We start from the raw sequence: 19,586 nt of genomic DNA, 5'->3' as shown, positions 1-19,586 counted from the left end.
GACTCCCGTCAGACCTCTTCGACGCTGCTCGGCTCGCGCCGGGACAGGTCGATGCCGAGCTCTTCCGCCGCGCGGAAGACGTCCTCGTCGGTGTCGCGCATCTCGATGGACATGCCGTCCGAGGACAGCACCTCCACGTTGAGGCACAGGGACTGCATCTCCTTGATGAGCACCTTGAAGGACTCGGGGATGCCGGGCTCGGGGATGTTCTCGCCCTTGACGATGGCCTCGTAGACCTTCACGCGGCCGGTGACGTCGTCGGACTTGATGGTCAGCAGCTCCTGGAGGGCGTAGGCGGCGCCGTATGCCTCCAGCGCCCACACCTCCATCTCACCGAAGCGCTGGCCACCGAACTGGGCCTTACCACCCAGCGGCTGCTGGGTGATCATCGAGTACGGACCGGTCGAACGGGCGTGGAGCTTGTCGTCGACCAGGTGGTGGAGCTTGAGGATGTACATGTAGCCGACCGAGATCGGCTCCGGGAACGGCTCGCCGGAGCGGCCGTCGAACAGCCTCGCCTTACCGGTCGGCTGCACCATGCGCTCGCCGTCGCGGTTCGGGATGGTGTGGTTCAGCAGACCCGCGAGCTCGTCCTCACGCGCACCGTCGAACACCGGGGTGGCGACGTTGGTGCCCGGGGCGACCTGGTCGGCGCCGATCACCTGGAGCCGCTCCGCCCAGTCCTCGGCGAGCCCGGAGACGTCCCAGCCGCGGCTGGCGAGCCAGCCGAGGTGGATCTCCAGAACCTGTCCCGGGTTCATTCGGGACGGCACACCGAGCGGGTTGAGGATGATGTCGACCGGGGTCCCGTCCTCGAGGAACGGCATGTCCTCGATGGGCAGGATCTTGGAGATGACACCCTTGTTGCCGTGCCGGCCGGCGAGCTTGTCACCGTCGGTGATCTTGCGCTTCTGCGCCACGTAGACACGAACCAGCTGGTTCACGCCCGGCGGCAGCTCGTCGCCCTCTTCACGGTCGAAGACGCGGACGCCGATGACCTTGCCGATCTCGCCGTGCGGCACCTTCAGCGAGGTGTCACGGACCTCACGGGCCTTCTCACCGAAGATCGCGCGCAGCAGGCGCTCCTCCGGCGTCAACTCGGTCTCGCCCTTGGGCGTGACCTTGCCGACGAGGATGTCGCCGGCGACGACCTCGGCACCGATACGGATGATGCCGCGCTCGTCGAGGTCGGCGAGGACCTCCTCGGAGACGTTCGGGATGTCCCGGGTGATCTCCTCGGGGCCGAGCTTGGTGTCACGGGCGTCGACCTCGTGCTCCTCGATGTGGATCGAGGAGAGGACGTCGTCCTGCACGAGGCGCTGCGACAGGATGATCGCGTCCTCGTAGTTGTGACCCTCCCACGGCATGAACGCCACGAGCAGGTTCTTGCCGAGCGCCATCTCGCCGTTCTCGGTGGCCGCGCCGTCGGCGAGGACCTGGCCCTCGATGACGCGGTCGCCCTCGTCGATGATGACCTTCTGGTTGACCGAGGTGCCCTGGTTGGAGCGGGCGAACTTGGCCAGGCGGTACGTGATGTACGTGCCGTCGTCGTTGGCGGTGGTGATGTAGTCCGCGGAGACCTCCTGGACCACACCCGCCTTCTCGGCCTTGACCACGTCACCGGCGTCGACGGCGGAGCGGTACTCCATGCCGGTGCCGACGAGCGGGGCCTCGGACTTGATCAGCGGTACGGCCTGACGCATCATGTTCGCGCCCATCAGGGCACGGTTGGCGTCGTCGTGCTCAAGGAACGGGATCATGGCGGTCGCGACCGACACCATCTGGCGCGGCGAGACGTCCATGTAGTCCACGTCGTCACCGGGGACGTAGTCGACCTCGCCGCCACGACGGCGGACCAGGACGCGGCCCTCGGTGAAGCGCATGTCGTCGTCGAGCGTGGCGTTGGCCTGCGCGATGACGAAGCGGTCCTCCTCGTCGGCCGTGAGGTAGTCGACGTCGTCGGTGACGATGCCCTCGACGACCTTGCGGTACGGCGTCTCCACGAAGCCGAACGCGTTGACGCGGCCGTAGGAGGCGAGCGAACCGATCAGACCGATGTTCGGGCCTTCGGGCGTCTCGATCGGGCACATGCGTCCGTAGTGGGACGGGTGCACGTCACGGACCTCGAAGCCGGCCCGCTCACGGGAGAGACCACCCGGGCCAAGAGCCGACAGACGGCGCTTGTGGGTGAGACCCGACAGCGGGTTGTTCTGGTCCATGAACTGCGACAGCTGGCTGGTGCCGAAGAACTCCTTGATGGAGGCGACGACCGGCCGGATGTTGATCAGGGTCTGCGGCGTGATCGCCTCGACGTCCTGAGTCGTCATGCGCTCACGCACGACGCGCTCCATACGAGCCAGACCCGTGCGGACCTGGTTCTGGATGAGCTCGCCGACGCTGCGCAGACGACGGTTGCCGAAGTGGTCGATGTCGTCGGTCTCGACGACGATGTTCGTGCCGCTGTCGCCGACCGTCTCGGTCTCGCCCGCGTGCAGCTTCACCAGGTACTTGATCGTCGAGATGATGTCCTCGACGGTCAGGATGCCCGCGTCCAGCGGAGCCTCCGCACCCAGCTTCTTGTTGACCTTGTAACGGCCGACCTTGGCGAGGTCGTAGCGCTTGGGGTTGAAGTAGAGGTTCTCGAGCAGCGTCTGCGCGGCCTCACGGGTCGGGGGCTCACCCGGACGCAGCTTGCGGTAGATGTCGAGCAGCGCGTCGTCCTGGCCCTGGGTGTGGTCCTTCTCCAGGGTGGCGCGCATCGACTCGTACTCGCCGAACTCCTCGAGGATCTGCTCGGTGGTCCAGCCGAGAGCCTTCAGGAGCACGGTGACGGACTGCTTGCGCTTGCGGTCGATACGGACACCGACCATGTCGCGCTTGTCGATCTCCATCTCCAGCCAGGCACCCCGGGAGGGGATGATCTTGGCGGAGAAGATGTCCTTGTCGGACGTCTTGTCGATGGAGGAGTCGAAGTAGACGCCCGGCGAGCGGACCAGCTGCGACACCACGACACGCTCGGTGCCGTTGATGACGAAGGTGCCCTTGTGGGTCATGAGCGGGAAGTCGCCCATGAAGACCGTCTGGGACTTGATCTCGCCGGTCTCGTTGTTGGTGAACTCGGCCGTCACGAAGAGCGGGGCCGCGTACGTGAAGTCGCGGTCCTTGCACTCGTCGATGCTGTTCTTCGGCGGCTCGAAACGGTGGTCACGGAACGTCAGCGACATCGACCCGGAGAAGTCCTCGATCGGGGAGATCTCCTCGAAGATCTCCTCCAGACCGGACTTGGTGGGGACGTCCTGACCTGACTCCAGAGCCTCCTCGACCCGACTCTGCCAGGCGGTGTTCCCGAGCAGCCAGTCAAAGCTCTCGGTCTGCAGCGCGAGCAGGTTGGGAACCTCGAGAGGCTCCTTGATCTTTGCAAAAGAGATGCGCAGCGGGGCGGTGCTGGCGGCGTTGTTCGTATTCGCGGTCGAGGCAGTGCGCGAGGCGGCCAAGAGGGGGTCCTTCCGAGGGCTCGGACTCACTACGCGCTCCCCGGACCCTCATCCACGGCACAGAGACAGGTATCTCCGATTCGGCCGAAAGGCCAGCTCAGAAATGGTCCGATCATCGATGCTGAGGCGAGGGCAGACCCCTGGTGACGGGCAGGGGGCAGCTAACAGGCAGCGCAAAGGGTCAGTGTAGCCAGTTGGCGCACTGATGTCCAGCCCTGCTTTTCTGCCCAGTCTTCAAAAACTCTCGCTGCCCTCAACGTCCTCGGCATGCTTGCCCTCAACGCACGTTGATACTGCCCTCTTCGTCGCCGATCCATGCCTCGGATTCGGACCGTTCTGGCGACGCGTCCTGAGAATTGCGCGCTGCGTGCGGTTCGTCAAGGCCCCCCAGCCCGAACCAGGGCGTTCGGGAGACACGACGAAGATCACCATACCCCCCGCCCCGGAAGCGGCAAGGTAACCGTGGCCGCGCCCCCAGGAACGCCGAAGAGCGACCACCCGGATGGATGATCGCTCTTCAGTGCTTGCGCGTTACAGATCCAGCGGGACCTGTGAGAGGTGTTACTTGACCTCGACGGAGGCGCCGGCGCCCTTGAGGGACTCGGCGGCCTTCTCGGCGGCGTCCTTGGCGACCTTCTCGAGAACGGGCTTCGGGGCGCCGTCCACGAGGTCCTTGGCCTCCTTCAGACCCAGGGAGGTCAGCTCACGCACGACCTTGATGACCTGGATCTTCTTCTCGCCGGCGCCGGTGAGGATGACGTCGAACTCGTCCTGCTCCTCCGGGGCCTCGGCAACGGCGGCCGGGCCGGCGGGGGCGGCGGCAACCGCGGCGGCGGCGGTGACGTCGAACTTCTCCTCGAAGGCCTTCACGAACTCGGAGAGCTCGATGAGGGTCATCTCCTCGAACTGCGCGAGCAGGTCTTCCTGGCTGAGCTTCGCCATGATGGGCGATCCTTCCACTAATTCGGCTGGTGCCGGTATGTACATGTCTGGCGGGCGTACGTTCGGCCCGCGACGACCGTCACCTCAGGCGGGACGCCTCAGGCAGCGATCATTTCGGGAGCCGAGTTACTCGGCACCGCCCTGCTCGCCCTGCTTGGCACGAAGCGCGTCCACGGTGCGGACGAGCTTCGACGGGAGCGCCTGGAAGACCTGAGCAGCCTGAGTCTGCTTGCCCTTGAAGGCGCCCGCCAGCTTGGCGAGCAGAACCTCGCGGGACTCGAGGTCCGCAAGCTTCTTGATCTCGTCGGCGGACAGCGCCTTGCCGTCAAGGACACCGCCCTTGATGACGAGGTTCGGGTTGTCCTTGGCGAAGTCACGAAGACCCTTGGCCGACTCCACCGGGTCACCGGTGACGAAGGCGACCGCCGTCGGACCGTTGAACAGGTCGTCGAGCGTCGTGATCCCGGCCTCGTTGGCCGCAATCTTGGTCAGCGTGTTCTTCACCACGGCGTACTGGGCGTTCTCACCGAGCGAACGACGCAGCGTCTTGAGCTGCGCCACGGTGAGACCCCGGTACTCGGTCAGCACGGCGGCGTTCGAGCTGCGGAACTGCTCCGTCAGCTCGGCTACCGCGGCAGCCTTGTCGGGCCTTGCCATAGAGCGTCGGCCTCCTTCCGGGTGATGAGGACCGCTCAGAAGGGGCTGAACAAACGAAACGCCCCGGCGCAGGCGCACGGGGCGTAGCTCGACCGGCATCACATACGTAATGCATGTGGTCCAGGAGCGACTTCCACATTCACCTGCGCGGGTCGTCCGCGGTTCAGCGGATCCTTCGGCCACTGCACCCTCTTGCGAGAACACAGCAACGACCAGCGGTCTTTGGCTTCTGTAGGAGCGTACGTGACCGGATCCCTGTCAAGCAAATCCGGTCCTACGACGCTCAGCCGTCCTGAAGTCCCTTCATCATCTCGGCCAGGTCCGCGGTGTCCTTCGCGGGCGGAGCCGTGACGGTCACGGGCTTGTTGTAGTCGAGGAAGGTGATGGTCATGTCGAGCGGGCCCTTGGTGGCGTCGCCCTTCATGCGGAACTGCTTGGTGTGGTTCTCGCCGTCGATCCACGTGTCCATCGTGAACTTGTCGACGCCCAGCTTCTCGTACTGCTGGAGGCTCTTCTCCCGCATCTCGCGGGTGGCCTTGCTCTGGTCCTTGAAGGAGGCCTTGAGTTCGTCGAGGGTGACGTCGCCCGAGTAGTGGGTCGTCTTGACGCCGTCGACGGTCTCGGTGCCGACCTTCTTCACGTCCTTGGCGCCGGTGAGGAAGGTGGACTCGGCGGCCGGGTTCTGGTCGGCCTGGCCGGCGCCGGGCGCGGTCCCGCCGAGGGCCTTGTCGCCGAGCGCGGACAGGTCGAACTTGATCCAGCTCTTGCCGTCCATCTCCTTGGCCATCTCGGCGTTCCCGCCGATGTACATGGCCTTGTCGACGAGCCGGATCTCGGCGCTGCCGTCCGGGCCCTGGTCGGGCGCGGTCATCTTCATCGTCATCGCGATGTCGGGCTTGGTCCGCATGGAGGCCTCGGCCTCGATGCGCCCCTGCTCGGGGAGCTTGCCCTTCATGCGGTAGTGGAAGGAGGTGATGTCCTCCGTGTTCTTCGCCGCCTTGGCCACCGCGGCCGCGGGCGTCATCTCCGGCGACTCCTCGCCGCCCTTGGAACAGCTCACCGCACCCGCGGCGAGGCCCACGGCGGCGAGCCCGGCACCGATCGTCCTACGGCGCACGGAACGTCGTACAGAAATGCTCATTGATTCCCCCCAAGGAACACATGGCCGATTCACAGCAAGACCGCGAGCTTATCCGAGAGGGACGCGAGGGGTCGGTGAATTCCCCGCGGCTCAGGTGGGGTTGGTGCTCGACTGTGACAGGAGGGACGTGAAGTCCTCGGTGTCGGCGGCCGGCGGCTTCCGTACGGCGACCTCGACGCCGTAGTCGCTGTAGTGGGCGGTCTGGGTCACCCGGCCGTTCGTCGTGCTGGTCTTCTCGACCTTCTTGACCAGGAGGTTCTTCTCGTTGATCCAGATGTCGACGGTCTCGGCGGTGGCGTCGGCGTCCTGGAGGCGCCGCCGGAGCTCGGTGTCGGTGACGTCCCCGACCCGCACGGTGCCGGCGTAGTGCGTGGCGGTCTGGCCGTCCACGGTCTCCCGGCCGAGCTCGCGCACGTCCCCGGAGTCCAGCAGCAGCCTCACCGACTGGTTGGGGGTGGTGGAGCGCATCTGGTCGGCGAGGTCGGCGCCGCCGCCGAGGGTCTTCAGGTCGTCGTAGGCGTACCTGAGCCAGTGCTTGCCGCCCATTTTCGCGGCGAAGGTGTCGCCCATGCGGGCGTAGTAGGCGTCGGAGAGGTAGCGGGCCTCCATGGAGGTGACGCCGAGGTCGCGCATCGTCTCGGCCGCGGTGCCGCCGGTGTAGTCGATGGTGAGGTTGCCGGAGAGGCCGTCGCGCCAGGCGAGGACGCCGTCGGCGGTGAGGGACAGCTGGGCGCCCATCACGGTGGTGGACCTCACCCGGGCCGTCTCCGCCCGCTCGGTGGAGCGCTCGGCGGTGCGCAGGGCCGGGAGGGCGGCGGGGGCCGCGGCGCTGCGCTTGTCCTCCGGCTCGTCGGAGGGGCCCGAGGACGTGCAGGCGGCCAGTCCCGTCAGCGCGGCGGCTGTCGTGACCCAGACCGTCGTCCTCTTCATGCGTCCCCCTGTGCAGGTGCCCTGCTCGCACGCTAACCCAGAGCACAGCGCCCGCACATGGGAACGGGCCCCGCACCTGGAAAGGTGCGGGGCCCGGGAACCTGCCGGTGTCTCAGACCGCGGCCGGGTCCTCCTCGACGAGGAGGTTGCGGGTGCGGTTGGAGTCGAGCGGAATGCCGGGGCCCATCGTGGTGCTGATGGCGGCCTTCCGGATGTAACGACCCTTGGCGGCGGACGGCTTCAGACGGAGGATCTCCTCCAGCGCCGCGCCGTAGTTCTCCACCAGCTTGGTGTCGTCGAACGACGTCTTGCCGATGATGAAGTGCAGGTTCGAGTGCTTGTCGACGCGGAACTCGATCTTGCCGCCCTTGATGTCGTTGACAGCCTTGGTGACATCGGGGGTGACGGTGCCGGTCTTGGGGTTCGGCATGAGACCACGGGGACCGAGCACGCGGCCGAGGCGGCCGACCTTGCCCATGAGGTCCGGGGTGGCGACGACGGCGTCGAAGTCCAGACGGCCCTTCGACACCTCGTCGATGAGCTCGTCGGCGCCGACGATGTCGGCGCCCGCGGCACGAGCGGCCTCGGCACGGTCACCGGTCGCGAAGACCAGGACCCGGGCGGTCTTACCGGTGCCGTGCGGGAGGTTCACGGTGCCACGGACCATCTGGTCGGCCTTGCGCGGGTCGACACCCAGACGGAAGGCGACCTCGACGGTGCCGTCGAACTTGGACGTGGAGGTCTCCTTGGCGAGACGGACGGCCTCGAGCGGGGCGTACAGCTTCTCCCGGTCGATCTTCTCGTCCGCAGCGCGAAGGGCCTTGCTGCGCTTGCTCACAACTGCTCCTGTGTGTTTTGAAAGGAGTCGTGGTACGGGCCGAGCAGGCCCTGCCACTTCTGCTTTGTACGGGGGGTGGGGCTCAGCCCTCGACCGTGACGCCCATGGAACGCGCGGTACCGGCGATGATCTTCGCGGCGGCGTCCAGGTCGTTGGCGTTGAGGTCGGGCATCTTGGTGGTGGCGATCTCGCGGACCTGCGCCTGGGTGATCTTGGCGACCTTGGTCTTGTGCGGCTCGCCGGAGCCCTTCTCCACGCCCGCGGCCTTGAGGATCATCCTGGCGGCCGGCGGCGTCTTGGTGATGAAGGTGAAGGAGCGGTCCTCGTAGACCGTGATCTCCACCGGGATCACCCAGCCACGCTGCGACTCGGTCGCGGCGTTGTACGCCTTGCAGAACTCCATGATGTTGACGCCGTGCTGACCCAGCGCGGGGCCGACCGGCGGAGCCGGGTTGGCGGCACCGGCCTGGATCTGGAGCTTGATGAGCCCCGTGACCTTCTTCTTCTTGGGAGGCATAGCTCTCCGGGTCCTTTCGATTCGGGTCCTGCCTGCGTTCGGTGAGCCGGGAAGCCACTCCGGACGCAGGCATACCGCACAACGATAGCGGGTATAGATGCGCGGCCAAAAACCGAGCAGGTCAGACGGGCTGCGAAAGCCTGTCTGACCTGCTCGGAAGCATGCGGTCCGCAGAACCTCAGTTCTTCTGGATCTGGTCGAAGCTCAGCTCGACCGGGGTCTCGCGGCCGAAGATCTCGACGAGGCCCTTGACCTTCTTCGAGTCGGCGTTGATCTCGTTGATCGTGGCCTGGAGGGTGGCGAAGGGGCCGTCGGTGACGGTGACCGAGTCGCCGACCTCGAAGTCCAGCACCTGGACCTCGACCTTGCGGGCCGGAGCCGGCTTGCCCTCGGCTTCGGCGGCCTCGCGGGCGGCCTTCTCCTCGGCCTCCGGGGCGAGCATCTTGACGATCTCGTCCAGGGTCAGCGGGTACGGGTCGTAGGCGTTGCCCACGAAGCCGGTGACGCCGGGGGTGTTGCGGACGACGCCCCAGGACTCGTTCGTCAGGTCCATGCGCACCAGCACGTAGCCGGGGAGCTTGTTCTGGCGGATGGTCTTGCGCTCGCCGTTCTTGATCTGCGCGACCTCTTCCTGCGGCACCTCGGCCTGGAAGATGAAGTCCTCGACGTTCAGCGAGACGGCACGCTGCTCGAGGTTGGTCTTCACGCGGTTCTCGTAACCGGCGTAGGTGTGGATGACGTACCACTCGCCGGGAAGGGTCCGCAGTTCCTCGCGCAGGGCGGCGACGGGGTCGACCGGCTCGGCCGGCTCTTCCTCGGCCTCTTCTGCGTCCTCGTCCTCGACGGCCTCGACGTCACCGCCGGACTCGTCCTCGACGTGGAGGGCGGATTCCTCGGCGGGCTCGCCCGCCTCGGCGTCGGCAGCCTCGACCTCGTCCAGGTCCTCGTCCGCGCCCTCGACGATGTCGAGCTCGTCGTCGACAGACTCGTCGGGCTCGATGGCGTCGTTCAGGTTCTGGTCAGACACGGTGGCTGCTTCTTCCTGGATACTTGGGGTGGAACATGCGAAAAGGGGCGCCGGTAACCTCGGCGCCCTTCGCTCTGTGCTCAGCCGAATACGTACTTGGCGGCGTGGTTGAGTCCATAGTCAATCACGGTCACCAGGCCGATCATGACGAGGACGAAGACGATCACCACGGTCGTGTACGTCGTCAGCTGGTTCCGCGACGGCCAGACGACCTTGCGGAGCTCTGCGACGATCTGCCGGTAAAAGAGCGCGAGGCGCTTCAGCGGGCCCTTCTTGGCACGCTTGCCGCCCTTGCGGGTCTTCTTGGACTCCGGCGCCTCATCCTGGGCATCAGGCGTATCAATGGAGCCCACGGCGTCCGCCATTCGTCCTCACCTGTTCCCGGGTCGTGGCCGTGCCGCGCCCGGTTGGAGCCGCACGGCGGTGCATTGCTGTACGTACATGCGCACACATCCTGGCGAAGGTGTGTGTAGCAGGGCCGGAGGGACTTGAACCCCCAACCGCCGGTTTTGGAGACCGGTGCTCTACCAATTGAGCTACGACCCTTTGTGCGCCACCCAACGTACCGCATCCGACCGGGTGCTCGGTGTGCACCGGCTGGGTGGGCTGCTGAAGGCCAACGAGGTGAGAGTGTACGTGGTCCGCGGGCCCTCGTCGAACAGAAAGCGCCCGTAGGGGCCTTGGGGACGGAAGATCGCCCAGCGTGGGAGGCGAATCCGGACGGTTGTTCAGCAGTTGTTCAGTCTGTGAAACCCGCGTGCCGGGGGAGTTTCCGGTCTGAAACGATGGGCCCCATGAGCGCTGCAACCCCTCCCACCGAGCGCCGGGTCTCCGCCCGAGTCGGCGCGATCTCCGAATCCGCCACTCTCGCAGTGGATGCCAAGGCCAAGGCCCTGAAGGCCGCCGGGCGTCCGGTGATCGGCTTCGGCGCCGGTGAACCGGACTTCACGACCCCGGACTACATCGTCCAGGCCGCCATCGAGGCCTGCTCGAACCCCAAGTACCACCGCTACACCCCGGCCGGCGGCCTTCCCGAGCTGAAGGCCGCGATCGCCGCGAAGACGCTGCGTGACTCCGGCTACGAGGTCGACGCGTCCCAGATCCTGGTGACCAACGGCGGCAAGCAGGCGATCTACGAGGCCTTCGCCGCGATCCTCGACCCGGGCGACGAGGTCATCGTCCCGGCGCCGTACTGGACGACGTACCCGGAGTCGATCCGGCTGGCCGGCGGTGTCCCGGTGGAGGTCGTCGCCGACGAGACGACCGGCTACCGGGTCTCCGTCGAGCAGCTGGAGGCGGCCCGCACCGAGAAGACGAAGGTCGTGCTCTTCGTCTCCCCCTCCAACCCGACCGGCGCCGTCTACAGCGAGAGCGACGCCGAGGCGATCGGCCGCTGGGCGGTCGAGCACGGCCTGTGGGTGCTGACCGACGAGATCTACGAGCACCTCGTCTACGGCGACGCGAAGTTCACCTCGCTGCCCGCGCTCCTGCCCGAGCTGCGCGACAAGTGCGTCGTCGTCAACGGTGTCGCGAAGACGTACGCCATGACGGGCTGGCGCGTGGGCTGGATCATCGGTCCCAAGGACGTCGTCAAGGCCGCGACCAACCTCCAGTCGCACGCCACGTCCAACGTGTCGAACGTCGCCCAGGTCGCGGCCCTCGCCGCGGTGTCCGGCAACCTCGACGCGGTCGCGGAGATGCGCACGGCCTTCGACCGCCGCCGCAAGACCATCGTGCGGATGCTCAACGAGATCGACGGCGTGCTCTGCCCGGAGCCCGAGGGCGCCTTCTACGCCTACCCGTCGGTCAAGGCCCTGCTCGGCAAGGAGATCCGCGGCAAGCGCCCGCAGGACACGGTCGAGCTGGCCGCGCTGATCCTGGAGGAGGCCGAGGTCGCGGTCGTCCCGGGCGAGGCCTTCGGCACGCCGGGCTATCTGCGGCTGTCGTACGCCCTGGGTGACGAGGATCTCGTCGAGGGCGTCTCGCGGATCCAGAAGCTGCTGGCGGAGGCGCAGGACTGAGCCCCCGTGAAAAAGCACCCCCTCACATGAGGGGGTGCTTTTTTGTGCGAGCAAGACCACTAAAGGGGAAAGCGGTACCGGGACACCCGTGGCGTACGGCAGGATCCTCGAATGGAGCGTGTACGTGATGTCTCTGAGCTGCCGAAAGCCCATCTGCACCTGCACTTCACCGGGTCGATGCGCCCGGCGACGGTTCTGGAACTGGCCGACAAGTACGGCGTGCGGCTGCCCGAGGCGCTGACCGAAGCACTGACCAGCGGGGAACCGCCGAAGCTGCGGGCGACGGACGAGCGGGGCTGGTTCCGTTTCCAGCGGCTCTACGACGCGGCCCGCTCGTGTCTGCGCGAGCCCGAGGACATCCGGCGGCTGGTGCGGGAGGCCGCGGAGGAGGATGTGCGCGACGGCTCGGGGTGGCTGGAGATCCAGGTCGACCCGACGTCGTACGCGCCCCGGCTCGGCGGGCTGATCCCGGCGCTGGAGATCATCCTGGACGCGGTGGAGACGACCTCGCGGGAGACCGGGCTCGGGATGCGGGTGCTGGTCGCCGCGAACCGGATGAAGCACCCCCTGGACGCCCGCACGCTGGCCCGGCTGGCGGTGCGGTACGCGGACAAGGGCGTGGTCGGCTTCGGCCTGTCGAACGACGAACGCCGGGGCATGGCACGGGACTTCGACCGGGCCTTCAACATCGCGCGCGAGGGCGGGCTGCTGTCGGCGCCGCACGGTGGCGAGCTGGCCGGACCGTCGTCGGTACGGGACTGTCTCGACGACCTGGACGCGAACCGGATCGGGCACGGGGTGCGCGCGGCGGACGACCCGCGGCTGCTGAAGCGGCTGGCGGACCGGCAGGTGACGTGCGAGGTGTGCCCGGCCTCCAATGTGGCGCTCGGTGTGTACGAGAAGCATGAGGACGTGCCGCTGCGGAAGCTGTTCGAGGCCGGGGTGCCGATGGCGCTGGGCGCCGACGACCCGCTGCTGTTCGGGTCCCGGCTGGCCGCGCAGTACGAGATCGCCCGGCGGTATCACGGCTTCTCGGACGCGGAGCTCGCGGAACTGGCCCGCCAGTCGGTACGGGCTTCGGCGGCACCGGAGGACATGAAGGCCAAGCTGCTGTCGGGAGTGGACGACTGGCTCAGTCACCCGGTCTCTTGAAGTGGGCGTAGGGCGGGTAGGGCTTGAAGCAGATCAGGACCTCGCGGGGGTGCCCGCCGCCGGGCTCGTCCTTCAGCCAGATCCCGGTCACCATGGCCGAGCGCCCTTTGGCGACGCCCTTCTGGCGTGGTCCCCAGCCCGCGGCGTAGGCGAAGTTCACGGCCGCCCGGGCGAAGGCGTCCCGGCTGCCGAACAGGAAGAGCGTGCGCGCATGCGTGGCGTGGCGCAGGTCGTCCCGGAAGTCCGCGTGCGTATGTCGTTGCCTCCAGGCGTCGGCGTCCTTGTGCGTACGGGCCTCGTCGGTGCGTACGGACAGGGGGGCGCCGGCCTTGAGGGTGCGCCGCAGTTCGGGCCACTTGCTGGGGCGCAGCCCGTACGAGTGGTGTGCGAGGACGAGGTCGACGCGCTCCCCCGAGCCCTCGTCCGGCGGGATCCCGTCCCGCAGCGGCACGTGGACGATCGTGTGGCGTGAGTAGGCGGCGAAGGAGAACAGGCCGGCGAGCCGGTTGAGTCCGTCGTGGTCGCCGAGGAGCAGGCCGATCGGTTCCGGTGCGGTCAGCGACGTGTGACGCAGGGTGTGGCGGGGCTGGACGACACGGTGTGCATGCGAGCCGGTGCGGGGTCTGAACTCCGTGAGCCTCAGCCGCATGCGGGGGTCCTGGTCGTCATGGGCCCAGCGTGGCAGTCACGCCGATTCCCCGGCCACCGAGATTCCGCCCAGCAGGGTCCGGGCCAGCCGGGCGGCGAACTCCTTCACCGGCGGCCGTACGCCGTCCTGTGTGGCGTCGTAGGCGAACGCCCGTTGCGCGCAGGCGCCCAGGAGCAGGGAGGCCGCGGCGAAGGTGTCGGCGGCGGGGCCGACGCGGCCGATGGACTGCTCGGCCTTGAGGTAGGCGTCGAGCCACTCGATCGGCTTGTGCGGGCCGGACTCCATCTCGCGCATCGCGTCGTCGTGGCGCCGCTTGAGCTGGGTCTCGGCATACAGCGAGGCGGCGATCGGAAAGCTCTGTTCGTAGAAGAGGGCGGCCTGGTGGGCGATCTCGGTGAGGTTCTCCTCCAGGGTGTGGCGGCCGGGCTCGGCGGCGAGGGCGTGCAGCAGGGGGGCCAGTTTCGGGAGGCGTTCCGCGAGGACGCGGATGAACACTTCCTCCTTGCTGGCGAAGTACTTGTACAGCGCCGCCTCGGAGCAGCCGGCCGCCTTGGCGATCTCCTTGGTCGTGGCACGCGCCAGCCCCACGGTGAGCATCAGCTCATGGGCGGCGTCGAGGATGCGGACGCGGGCCGGGCCGCGCTGGGGCTCCATGCTGTTCGGTTCCCTTGGGTCGGGTGGCGGGCTTGACGGGTGGGTGAGTACTTACCCACTCTAGAGGGAGGCACCGGTGAGTGAATACTCACCCACCTCCTTCGAGTACAGGAGTACCCATGAAACTCACGGTTTTCGGCGCCACCGGGGGCATCGGGCGCGAGCTCGTCCGGCAGGGCCTGGCGGCGGGTCATGACGTCACGGCCGTCGTACGGGATCCGGCCCGGCTGACCGTCACGGGCGAGCGGCTTGAGGTGGTCCGTGCGGACCTCACCGACCCGGAGGTGCTGCGGCCCGCCGTGGCCGGGCGGGACGCGGTGCTGTCCGGGCTCGGGCCGCGCGCCCGCAAGGACGCCGGGGTCGCGGCGCGGCTGACCCGCGTGGTGCTGGCCGCGATGGAGGCGGAGCAGGTCCGGCGGGTGCTGGCCGTCAGCGCGGGGCCGGTCGGGCCCGCGCCGGTGAAGGAGGGGGTGGTGGACCGTTGGATGCGGGGGCTCGTGTCCGCCGTGCTGAAGGACGTCTACGCCGACCTGAGCGAGATGGAGGCGGAGCTGGCGGCGAGTGGCACCGACTGGACGGTCGTGCGTCCGCCGCGGCTTCAGGACAAGCCCGTGACCGGGGTGTACCGGGTGGTGGCCGGGGGGTTTCCGGCTCGGGGGCGGTTCATCTCGCGGGCGGATGTGGCGCACGCGATGCTCGGGATGGTGGGGGATGCGGGGGTCGTGAAGCAGGGGGTTGGCGTGGCGTACTGACCCTTTCGGGCCTGGTCGGCTACAGGCTTACGCCCACCGTCACCGGTTCGTTGACCAGCGTGATCCCGAAGGTGTCCCGTACGCCCGCCACGACCTCCCGGGCCAGTGTGAGGAGGTCCTCGGTGGTGGCGTCGCCCCGGTTGGTGAGGGCGAGGGTGTGCTTGGTGGAGATGCGGGCGGGGCCGGTGCCGTAGCCCTTGGTGAAGCCGGCCTTGTCGATCAGCCAGGCCGCGGAGGTCTTGGTGTGGCCCTCGCCCGCGGGGTAGGCGGGGGGTTCGGCGTTCTCGCCGAGGCGGTGCTTCACGCGCGCGTGGAACTCCGCGAACTGGGTGGCGGTGAGGATGGGGTTGGTGAAGAAGGAGCCTGCCGACCAGGTGTCGTGGTCGTCGGGGTCCAGGACCATGCCCTTGCCCGCGCGCAGCTTCAGGACGGTGGCGCGGGCGTCGGTGAGGGGGACGCGGTCGCCGGGTTCCACGCCCAGGGCGCGGGCGGTCTCGGCGTACTTGATCGGCGCGGAGAGGCCGTCGGCGTCTTCCAGGTCGAAGCGGACGCGCAGGACGACGTAGCGGGCGGGGTCTTCCTTGAAGCGGCTGTGGCGGTACGAGAAGGCGCAGTCGTCGTTGGCGAGGGTGACGGTTTCGCCGGTGCGGCGGTCGTAGGCGATGACCTCGGTGATGGTGGAGGACACCTCCTGGCCGTAGGCGCCGACGTTCTGGATGGGGGTGGCGCCCGCGGAACCGGGGATGCCGGCGAGGCACTCGACACCGGCGAGTCCGGCGTCCACGGTGCGGGTGACCGCGTCGGTCCACACTTCGCCGGCGGCGAGTTCCAGGTGGGTGCCGGTCAGCTCGAATCCCTTGGTGGCGATGACGAGTGCGGTGCCCTCGAACCCCTTGTCGCCGATGACGAGGTTGGACCCGCCGCCGATCACGAGGAGCGGCGTGCCGGTGGAGTCGGCCTCACGGACGACCTCGATCACTTCGGCGTCGGTCGTCGCGGTGACGAGCCTTGTGGCGGGGCCGCCGAGACGGAAGGTGGTCAGGGGGGCGAGGGGGGCGTCGTGTCGTTCCTGCACGCGGTACAGCCTACGGGGGGCTCCGGCGGGTGGGCGGGGTGCCGGTTCGGGTGCGGGTCTGTGGGGGCGGGCGTTTTTGCGCAGTTCCCCGCGCCCCTGGGTGCCTGCGGCGGCCTGTTTCTGTCCGGTGGGGGCCTTTGTAGCGCGTGCGGGTGTGTGGTGGGTCGGGGCCGGGGTGGGGGGTGTCCGTCCTCGGTCCGGCGGTTCGGCTGCTTCAACAGTGCTCGGTGACGGACGCCGGCCGCTGCGGGCGGACACCCCCCACCCCGTCCCCTGCGCGCCGTACGCGGCCACCGGCCGGTCGTGGCGCCCGGTACGGCGAACGATCCGTGGTGGCGCGCGGTGCGGCCAACGGTCCGTCGTGGCGCGCGGTACGGCCAACGGTCCGTGGTGGCGCGCGGTGCGGCCAACGGTCCGTCGAGGTGGTTGACGGTCCGTCCTGGTGCGGGTGACTGCAACTCCTTAGGGGCGCGGGGAACTGCGCGACCAGCCCCCATCGGCCGGTAGACGCACGAGGACCGGGCGAGGCACCCCCGTAGGCGCCCCGCCCAAGCCCGGCGCAAGCGTTCAGCCGGACACCGTCTCCAGTGATCGCGCCCGCTCGGAGGACGCCACCACCGCGGCCCTCTTCCGCGAAGGGATCAGCAGAGCCGCGACCCCGGCGACGGCCACCACCGCCGCGCCCGTGACCAGCGCCGGTCGCAGGCCGTCCACGAAGGACTGTCCGCTCTCGTATCCACCCTGCGCAGAGAAGATCGACGCCATGACCGCGATCCCCAGCGCTCCGCCCACCTCACGCAGCGCGTTGTTGGCCCCGGAAGCGATGCCCTGTTCCTCGGACCGGACACTTGACATGACCAGGTTGGACGCGGGGGCGAAGAACAGCGCCATGCCGATGCCGCTGAGGATGAGGCCGGGGAGCTGCGCGGAGTAGGACGCGTCGACCGTGACCACGGACGCCATGTACGCGAGACCCGCCGCCTGGAAGAAGAGACCCGTGGCCACGACCGGCCGGCCCCCGATGCGGTCGGAGAGGATCCCGGCGATCGGTGCGACGAGCATCGGCATGCCGGTCCAGGGCAGCATCCGCAGCCCCGCCTCGGTGGGCGAGTAGCCGAGCACCCCCTGCATGTACTGGCTGAGCAGGAAGATCGAGCCGAACATCCCCAGGAACATCAGCAGACTGGCCGCGTTGATCCCGGAGAAGGCCCGGGAGCGGAACAGCCGCATGGGGAGCATGGGGTTCTTGGCCCGGGTGCTGTAGAGGACGAACGCGGTGAGCAGCGCGGCCCCGGCGAACAGGGCCAGCAGGACCACGGAGTCGGTCCAGCCGTCGGACGGGCCGCGGACCAGGCCGTACACGATGCCGAAGAGACCGCCGCTGGCGAGCAGTGTGCCGGGGATGTCGAGGCGCGCGCCGGTGCCGTGGGACTCGGCGAGGCGCAGGCGGGCGAGGGGCAACAGGACGACGCCGAGCGGGACGTTCAGCCAGAAGATCCACTGCCAGGAGATGTGCTCGGTGAGGCTGCCGCCGATCAGTGGGCCGGAGGCCACCGCGAGTCCGTTGACGGCGCCCCAGATGCCGTACGCCATCCCGCGCTTGGCGGCGGGCACGGCCGCCGTGAGGAGGGTGAGCGTGAGGGGCATCATGATCGCCGCCCCCACGCCCTGGACCGCGCGGGCGGCGATGAGGGAGTCGATGCCGGGGGCCAGTGCCGCGGCGGCCGACGCGCCGGTGAAGATCGTGAGGCCGGTCAGGAAGAGGCGTCGCCGGCCGAAGCGGTCCCCGAGTGCCGCGCCGGTCATGAGCAGGACGGCGAAGGTGAGTGTGTACGCGCTCACCGTCCACTCCAGGTCGTGCAGCCCCCCGCCGAGGTCCTCGCGGATGGACGGCAGGGCGGTGGTGACGACGAGGTTGTCGAGGGCCGCCATGAAGCCGGCGACGCTGGTGATGACGAGAGCCCAGACTGCTCCCCCGCGGCCTGTGGTCGGTGTGGCTTGCTTCTGCTGTGACATCGCTCCCCCAGCGGGTGATCGGTGATTAGTTATTGATTACTAAGTTTCTCGATCATGAAAAGGCGCTCATGACGCCTCGTTGTGCTCAGTGCTCCAGTCGGCCTTTGAGTCGTGCCGACGGGTACATGCCCTCCCAGACCCGGTGTCCGGGCGGAAAGCCCATCGCCGTCAGGCAGTTGATGAGCATCCCGTACGCCAGGAAGGTCGTCGTCTCGTTGGCGTCGGCGCCGAGCGGCAGATGGACGGTGTCCCACAGCCGCATCCAGCCGGCCCGCACCGCTTCCCCGAACTCGGTGTCACCGTCCTGCTCGGCAGCCCCCACCGCGACGTACATCTGCATCTGCATCATCAGCCACTCGGGCCGCTCCGCGATGACCTTGGTGTACGCGTCCGCCATGGCATGCAGAGCCTCTTCACCCTCCAGGCCCTCGGAGGCTTCCCGGAAGGTGCGGATAGTGTCCTCCACGCAGCGCTCGGCCGCCGCCAGGAAGATCGCCTTCTTGCCAGGGAAGAGCCGGAAGAGGTACGGCTGCGACACCCCGACCCGCTTGGCGATCGCCTCGGTCGACGTGCCGTGGTAGCCACCGCGGGCGAACTCGGCCGTCGCCTCACGGATGACGCTCTCGCGTCGCTCTTCTGCACTCATCCTGGCCATGCGCCTAAGTTAGTACTCAATCACTAACTTGGCAAGACGTCCGCCCTACCGGCCACTCGTTGCGGAACGTCCCGCCGTCACCGAGCGTTGTCGCAGGCAGGGGGCCAGAACTCCGTAAGGGGCGCCCCACCATGGAGAGCGCCCCTTACCTCAGCAGCCGTACCCGCCCCTCAGGCCAGTCGTACGACCGCCCGCGACATCCCCAGCACCTTCTGCCCCGCGCTGGTGGCCGTGAGGTCCACGCGGACCGTGTTGTCGTCGAGCTTGGCGGCGATCTTGCCGCTGACCTCGATCGTGGCGCCCTGGTCGTCGTTGGGCACGACGACGGGCTTGGTGAAGCGGACGCCGTACTCGGCGACGGCCGCCGGGTCGCCGACCCAGTCCGTCACCACGCGGATCGCCTCGGCCATGGTGAACATGCCGTGCGCGATGACGTCCGGCAGCCCGACCTCCTTGGCGAACTTCTCGTTCCAGTGGATGGGGTTGAAATCCCCGGAGGCGCCCGCGTACTGGACGAGGGTGGCGCGGGTCACGGTGAAGGTCTGGGCCGGCAGTTCGGTGCCGACCTCGACGTCGCCGTATGCGATCTTCGCCGTCATCTTCTTCCTCACGCCTCCTCGGCCGCGCGCGCGACGAGCTTGGTCCAGGCGGTCACGACGCGCTCGCCGGCCTCGTCGTGGACCTCGCCGCGGATGTCCAGGATGTCGTTGCCGGCCATGGACCTGATCGCCTCGATGGTGGAGGTGACGGTCAGACGGTCACCGGCGCGCACGGGGCGGACGTAGGCGAACTTCTGGTCGCCGTGCACCACCCGGCTGTAGTCCAGGCCGAGCTGCGGGTCCTGCACCACCTGTCCCGCGGCCTTGAAGGTGATCGAGAACACGAAGGTCGGCGGAGCGACGACGTCGGGATGGCCGAGCGCCTTGGCCGCCTCCGGGTCCGTGTACGCGGGGTTGGAGTCCCCCACGGCCTCGGCGAACTCGCGGATCTTCTCCCGCCCCACCTCATACGGGTCGGTGGGCGGATAGGTCCGCCCCACGAAGGACTGGTCGAGCGCCATGGGCTC

At 68.3% G+C, this 19,586-nt stretch carries 19 protein-coding genes and 1 tRNA gene; 3 read left to right on the top strand and 17 right to left on the bottom strand.

Annotation, left to right across the window (positions count from 1 at the left end; genetic code table 11):
• Window positions 1-8: 8 nt before the first annotated feature.
• The 10 genes from rpoB to BFN33_RS27270 all read right to left on the bottom strand — a co-directional run bounded on the left by rpoB (window position 9) and on the right by BFN33_RS27270 (window position 10,092).
• A complete protein-coding gene (rpoB, locus tag BFN33_RS27315) occupies window positions 9-3,494 on the bottom strand; it encodes a DNA-directed RNA polymerase subunit beta (protein ID WP_069762807.1) in 3,486 nt (1,161 codons plus the stop codon).
• 561 nt (window positions 3,495-4,055) lie between these two features.
• Window positions 4,056-4,436, bottom strand: coding sequence for a 50S ribosomal protein L7/L12 (rplL, locus tag BFN33_RS27310; protein ID WP_069762806.1), 381 nt, complete (start codon window positions 4,434-4,436; stop codon window positions 4,056-4,058).
• Window positions 4,437-4,562: 126 nt separating this feature from the next.
• Entirely contained in the window at window positions 4,563-5,093 is a 531-nt protein-coding gene (rplJ, locus tag BFN33_RS27305) for a 50S ribosomal protein L10 (protein ID WP_057607923.1), read from the bottom strand.
• A 283-nt stretch (window positions 5,094-5,376) separates the two neighbouring features.
• Window positions 5,377-6,234: a DUF1396 domain-containing protein gene (locus BFN33_RS27300; RefSeq protein ID WP_069762805.1), complete on the bottom strand. Its 858-nt coding sequence runs from the start codon at window positions 6,232-6,234 to the stop codon at window positions 5,377-5,379.
• A gap of 90 nt (window positions 6,235-6,324) precedes the next feature.
• Entirely contained in the window at window positions 6,325-7,164 is an 840-nt protein-coding gene (locus tag BFN33_RS27295; RefSeq protein WP_069762804.1) for a hypothetical protein, read from the bottom strand.
• Window positions 7,165-7,276: 112 nt separating this feature from the next.
• Window positions 7,277-8,002 carry a 50S ribosomal protein L1 gene (gene rplA, locus BFN33_RS27290; protein ID WP_062047706.1) on the bottom strand — a complete coding sequence of 242 codons (726 nt, stop codon included), beginning with the start codon at window positions 8,000-8,002 and terminating at the stop codon, window positions 7,277-7,279.
• Window positions 8,003-8,084: 82 nt separating this feature from the next.
• Window positions 8,085-8,519, bottom strand: a complete 435-nt coding sequence (gene rplK / locus BFN33_RS27285; protein WP_069762803.1) for a 50S ribosomal protein L11 — start codon at window positions 8,517-8,519, stop codon at window positions 8,085-8,087.
• Between the two features lie 178 nt (window positions 8,520-8,697).
• Window positions 8,698-9,546 (bottom strand): transcription termination/antitermination protein NusG, encoded by an 849-nt coding sequence (gene nusG / locus BFN33_RS27280; RefSeq protein ID WP_069762802.1) that lies wholly within the window; start codon window positions 9,544-9,546, stop codon window positions 8,698-8,700.
• A gap of 80 nt (window positions 9,547-9,626) precedes the next feature.
• Entirely contained in the window at window positions 9,627-9,911 is a 285-nt protein-coding gene (gene secE / locus BFN33_RS27275; RefSeq protein ID WP_057607929.1) for a preprotein translocase subunit SecE, read from the bottom strand.
• 108 nt (window positions 9,912-10,019) lie between these two features.
• Window positions 10,020-10,092 (bottom strand) — tRNA-Trp (locus BFN33_RS27270).
• 248 nt (window positions 10,093-10,340) lie between these two features.
• Here BFN33_RS27270 and BFN33_RS27265 point away from each other — a divergent pair.
• Both BFN33_RS27265 and BFN33_RS27260 read left to right on the top strand, forming a co-directional pair.
• Window positions 10,341-11,567: a pyridoxal phosphate-dependent aminotransferase gene (locus BFN33_RS27265; RefSeq protein ID WP_069762801.1), complete on the top strand. Its 1,227-nt coding sequence runs from the start codon at window positions 10,341-10,343 to the stop codon at window positions 11,565-11,567.
• Window positions 11,568-11,678: 111 nt separating this feature from the next.
• Window positions 11,679-12,719, top strand: a complete 1,041-nt coding sequence (locus tag BFN33_RS27260; protein WP_069762800.1) for an adenosine deaminase — start codon at window positions 11,679-11,681, stop codon at window positions 12,717-12,719.
• Here the strand turns inward: BFN33_RS27260 and BFN33_RS27255 are convergent.
• Together BFN33_RS27255 and BFN33_RS27250 are read right to left on the bottom strand one after the other, a co-directional pair.
• Window positions 12,700-13,368, bottom strand: a complete 669-nt coding sequence (locus tag BFN33_RS27255) for a hypothetical protein (RefSeq protein WP_069762799.1) — start codon at window positions 13,366-13,368, stop codon at window positions 12,700-12,702. The genes BFN33_RS27260 and BFN33_RS27255 overlap by 20 nt on opposite strands.
• Before the next feature lie 36 nt (window positions 13,369-13,404).
• On the bottom strand, window positions 13,405-14,022 hold the full coding sequence (locus BFN33_RS27250) for a TetR/AcrR family transcriptional regulator (RefSeq protein WP_069762798.1): 618 nt from the start codon (window positions 14,020-14,022) through the stop codon (window positions 13,405-13,407).
• A gap of 119 nt (window positions 14,023-14,141) precedes the next feature.
• Here BFN33_RS27250 and BFN33_RS27245 point away from each other — a divergent pair, with 119 nt between their 5' ends.
• On the top strand, window positions 14,142-14,774 hold the full coding sequence (locus tag BFN33_RS27245; protein ID WP_069762797.1) for an NAD(P)-dependent oxidoreductase: 633 nt from the start codon (window positions 14,142-14,144) through the stop codon (window positions 14,772-14,774).
• Between the two features lie 19 nt (window positions 14,775-14,793).
• Here BFN33_RS27245 and BFN33_RS27240 read toward each other — a convergent pair whose 3' ends face one another.
• From BFN33_RS27240 to BFN33_RS27220, 5 genes are all read right to left on the bottom strand, one after another.
• The gene (locus BFN33_RS27240; RefSeq protein ID WP_069762796.1) at window positions 14,794-15,849 is read right to left on the bottom strand and encodes a UDP-N-acetylmuramate dehydrogenase; all 1,056 of its coding nucleotides are present in this window, start codon (window positions 15,847-15,849) and stop codon (window positions 14,794-14,796) included.
• A 567-nt stretch (window positions 15,850-16,416) separates the two neighbouring features.
• Window positions 16,417-17,865 (bottom strand): MFS transporter, encoded by a 1,449-nt coding sequence (locus BFN33_RS27235; RefSeq protein WP_069762795.1) that lies wholly within the window; start codon window positions 17,863-17,865, stop codon window positions 16,417-16,419.
• A gap of 85 nt (window positions 17,866-17,950) precedes the next feature.
• Window positions 17,951-18,520 (bottom strand): TetR/AcrR family transcriptional regulator, encoded by a 570-nt coding sequence (locus BFN33_RS27230; RefSeq protein WP_176742480.1) that lies wholly within the window; start codon window positions 18,518-18,520, stop codon window positions 17,951-17,953.
• Between the two features lie 170 nt (window positions 18,521-18,690).
• Window positions 18,691-19,119: a MaoC family dehydratase gene (locus BFN33_RS27225; protein ID WP_069762915.1), complete on the bottom strand. Its 429-nt coding sequence runs from the start codon at window positions 19,117-19,119 to the stop codon at window positions 18,691-18,693.
• An 8-nt stretch (window positions 19,120-19,127) separates the two neighbouring features.
• A complete protein-coding gene (locus BFN33_RS27220; protein ID WP_069762794.1) occupies window positions 19,128-19,580 on the bottom strand; it encodes a MaoC family dehydratase N-terminal domain-containing protein in 453 nt (150 codons plus the stop codon).
• Window positions 19,581-19,586: the final 6 nt, after the last annotated feature.

Source organism: Streptomyces sp. LUP47B (assembly GCF_001746295.1).
In the GTDB taxonomy this organism is placed as follows: Bacteria; Actinomycetota; Actinomycetes; order Streptomycetales; family Streptomycetaceae; genus Streptomyces.
This window is presented reverse-complemented; position numbering and strand designations above follow the sequence as displayed.

Coding starts and splice junctions, on each gene's coding strand:
- rplL (WP_069762806.1), bottom strand. CDS start 4,436: ATGGCGAAGCTCAGCCAGGAAGACCTGCTCGCGCAGTTCGAGGAGATG.
- rplJ (WP_057607923.1), bottom strand. CDS start 5,093: ATGGCAAGGCCCGACAAGGCTGCCGCGGTAGCCGAGCTGACGGAGCAG.
- BFN33_RS27300 (WP_069762805.1), bottom strand. CDS start 6,234: ATGAGCATTTCTGTACGACGTTCCGTGCGCCGTAGGACGATCGGTGCC.
- BFN33_RS27295 (WP_069762804.1), bottom strand. CDS start 7,164: ATGAAGAGGACGACGGTCTGGGTCACGACAGCCGCCGCGCTGACGGGA.
- rplK (WP_069762803.1), bottom strand. CDS start 8,519: ATGCCTCCCAAGAAGAAGAAGGTCACGGGGCTCATCAAGCTCCAGATC.
- secE (WP_057607929.1), bottom strand. CDS start 9,911: ATGGCGGACGCCGTGGGCTCCATTGATACGCCTGATGCCCAGGATGAG.
- BFN33_RS27265 (WP_069762801.1), top strand. CDS start 10,341: ATGAGCGCTGCAACCCCTCCCACCGAGCGCCGGGTCTCCGCCCGAGTC.
- BFN33_RS27260 (WP_069762800.1), top strand. CDS start 11,679: ATGGAGCGTGTACGTGATGTCTCTGAGCTGCCGAAAGCCCATCTGCAC.
- BFN33_RS27255 (WP_069762799.1), bottom strand. CDS start 13,368: ATGCGGCTGAGGCTCACGGAGTTCAGACCCCGCACCGGCTCGCATGCA.
- BFN33_RS27250 (WP_069762798.1), bottom strand. CDS start 14,022: ATGGAGCCCCAGCGCGGCCCGGCCCGCGTCCGCATCCTCGACGCCGCC.
- BFN33_RS27245 (WP_069762797.1), top strand. CDS start 14,142: ATGAAACTCACGGTTTTCGGCGCCACCGGGGGCATCGGGCGCGAGCTC.
- BFN33_RS27235 (WP_069762795.1), bottom strand. CDS start 17,865: ATGTCACAGCAGAAGCAAGCCACACCGACCACAGGCCGCGGGGGAGCA.
- BFN33_RS27230 (WP_176742480.1), bottom strand. CDS start 18,520: ATGGCCAGGATGAGTGCAGAAGAGCGACGCGAGAGCGTCATCCGTGAG.
- BFN33_RS27225 (WP_069762915.1), bottom strand. CDS start 19,119: ATGACGGCGAAGATCGCATACGGCGACGTCGAGGTCGGCACCGAACTG.
- BFN33_RS27220 (WP_069762794.1), bottom strand. CDS start 19,580: ATGGCGCTCGACCAGTCCTTCGTGGGGCGGACCTATCCGCCCACCGAC.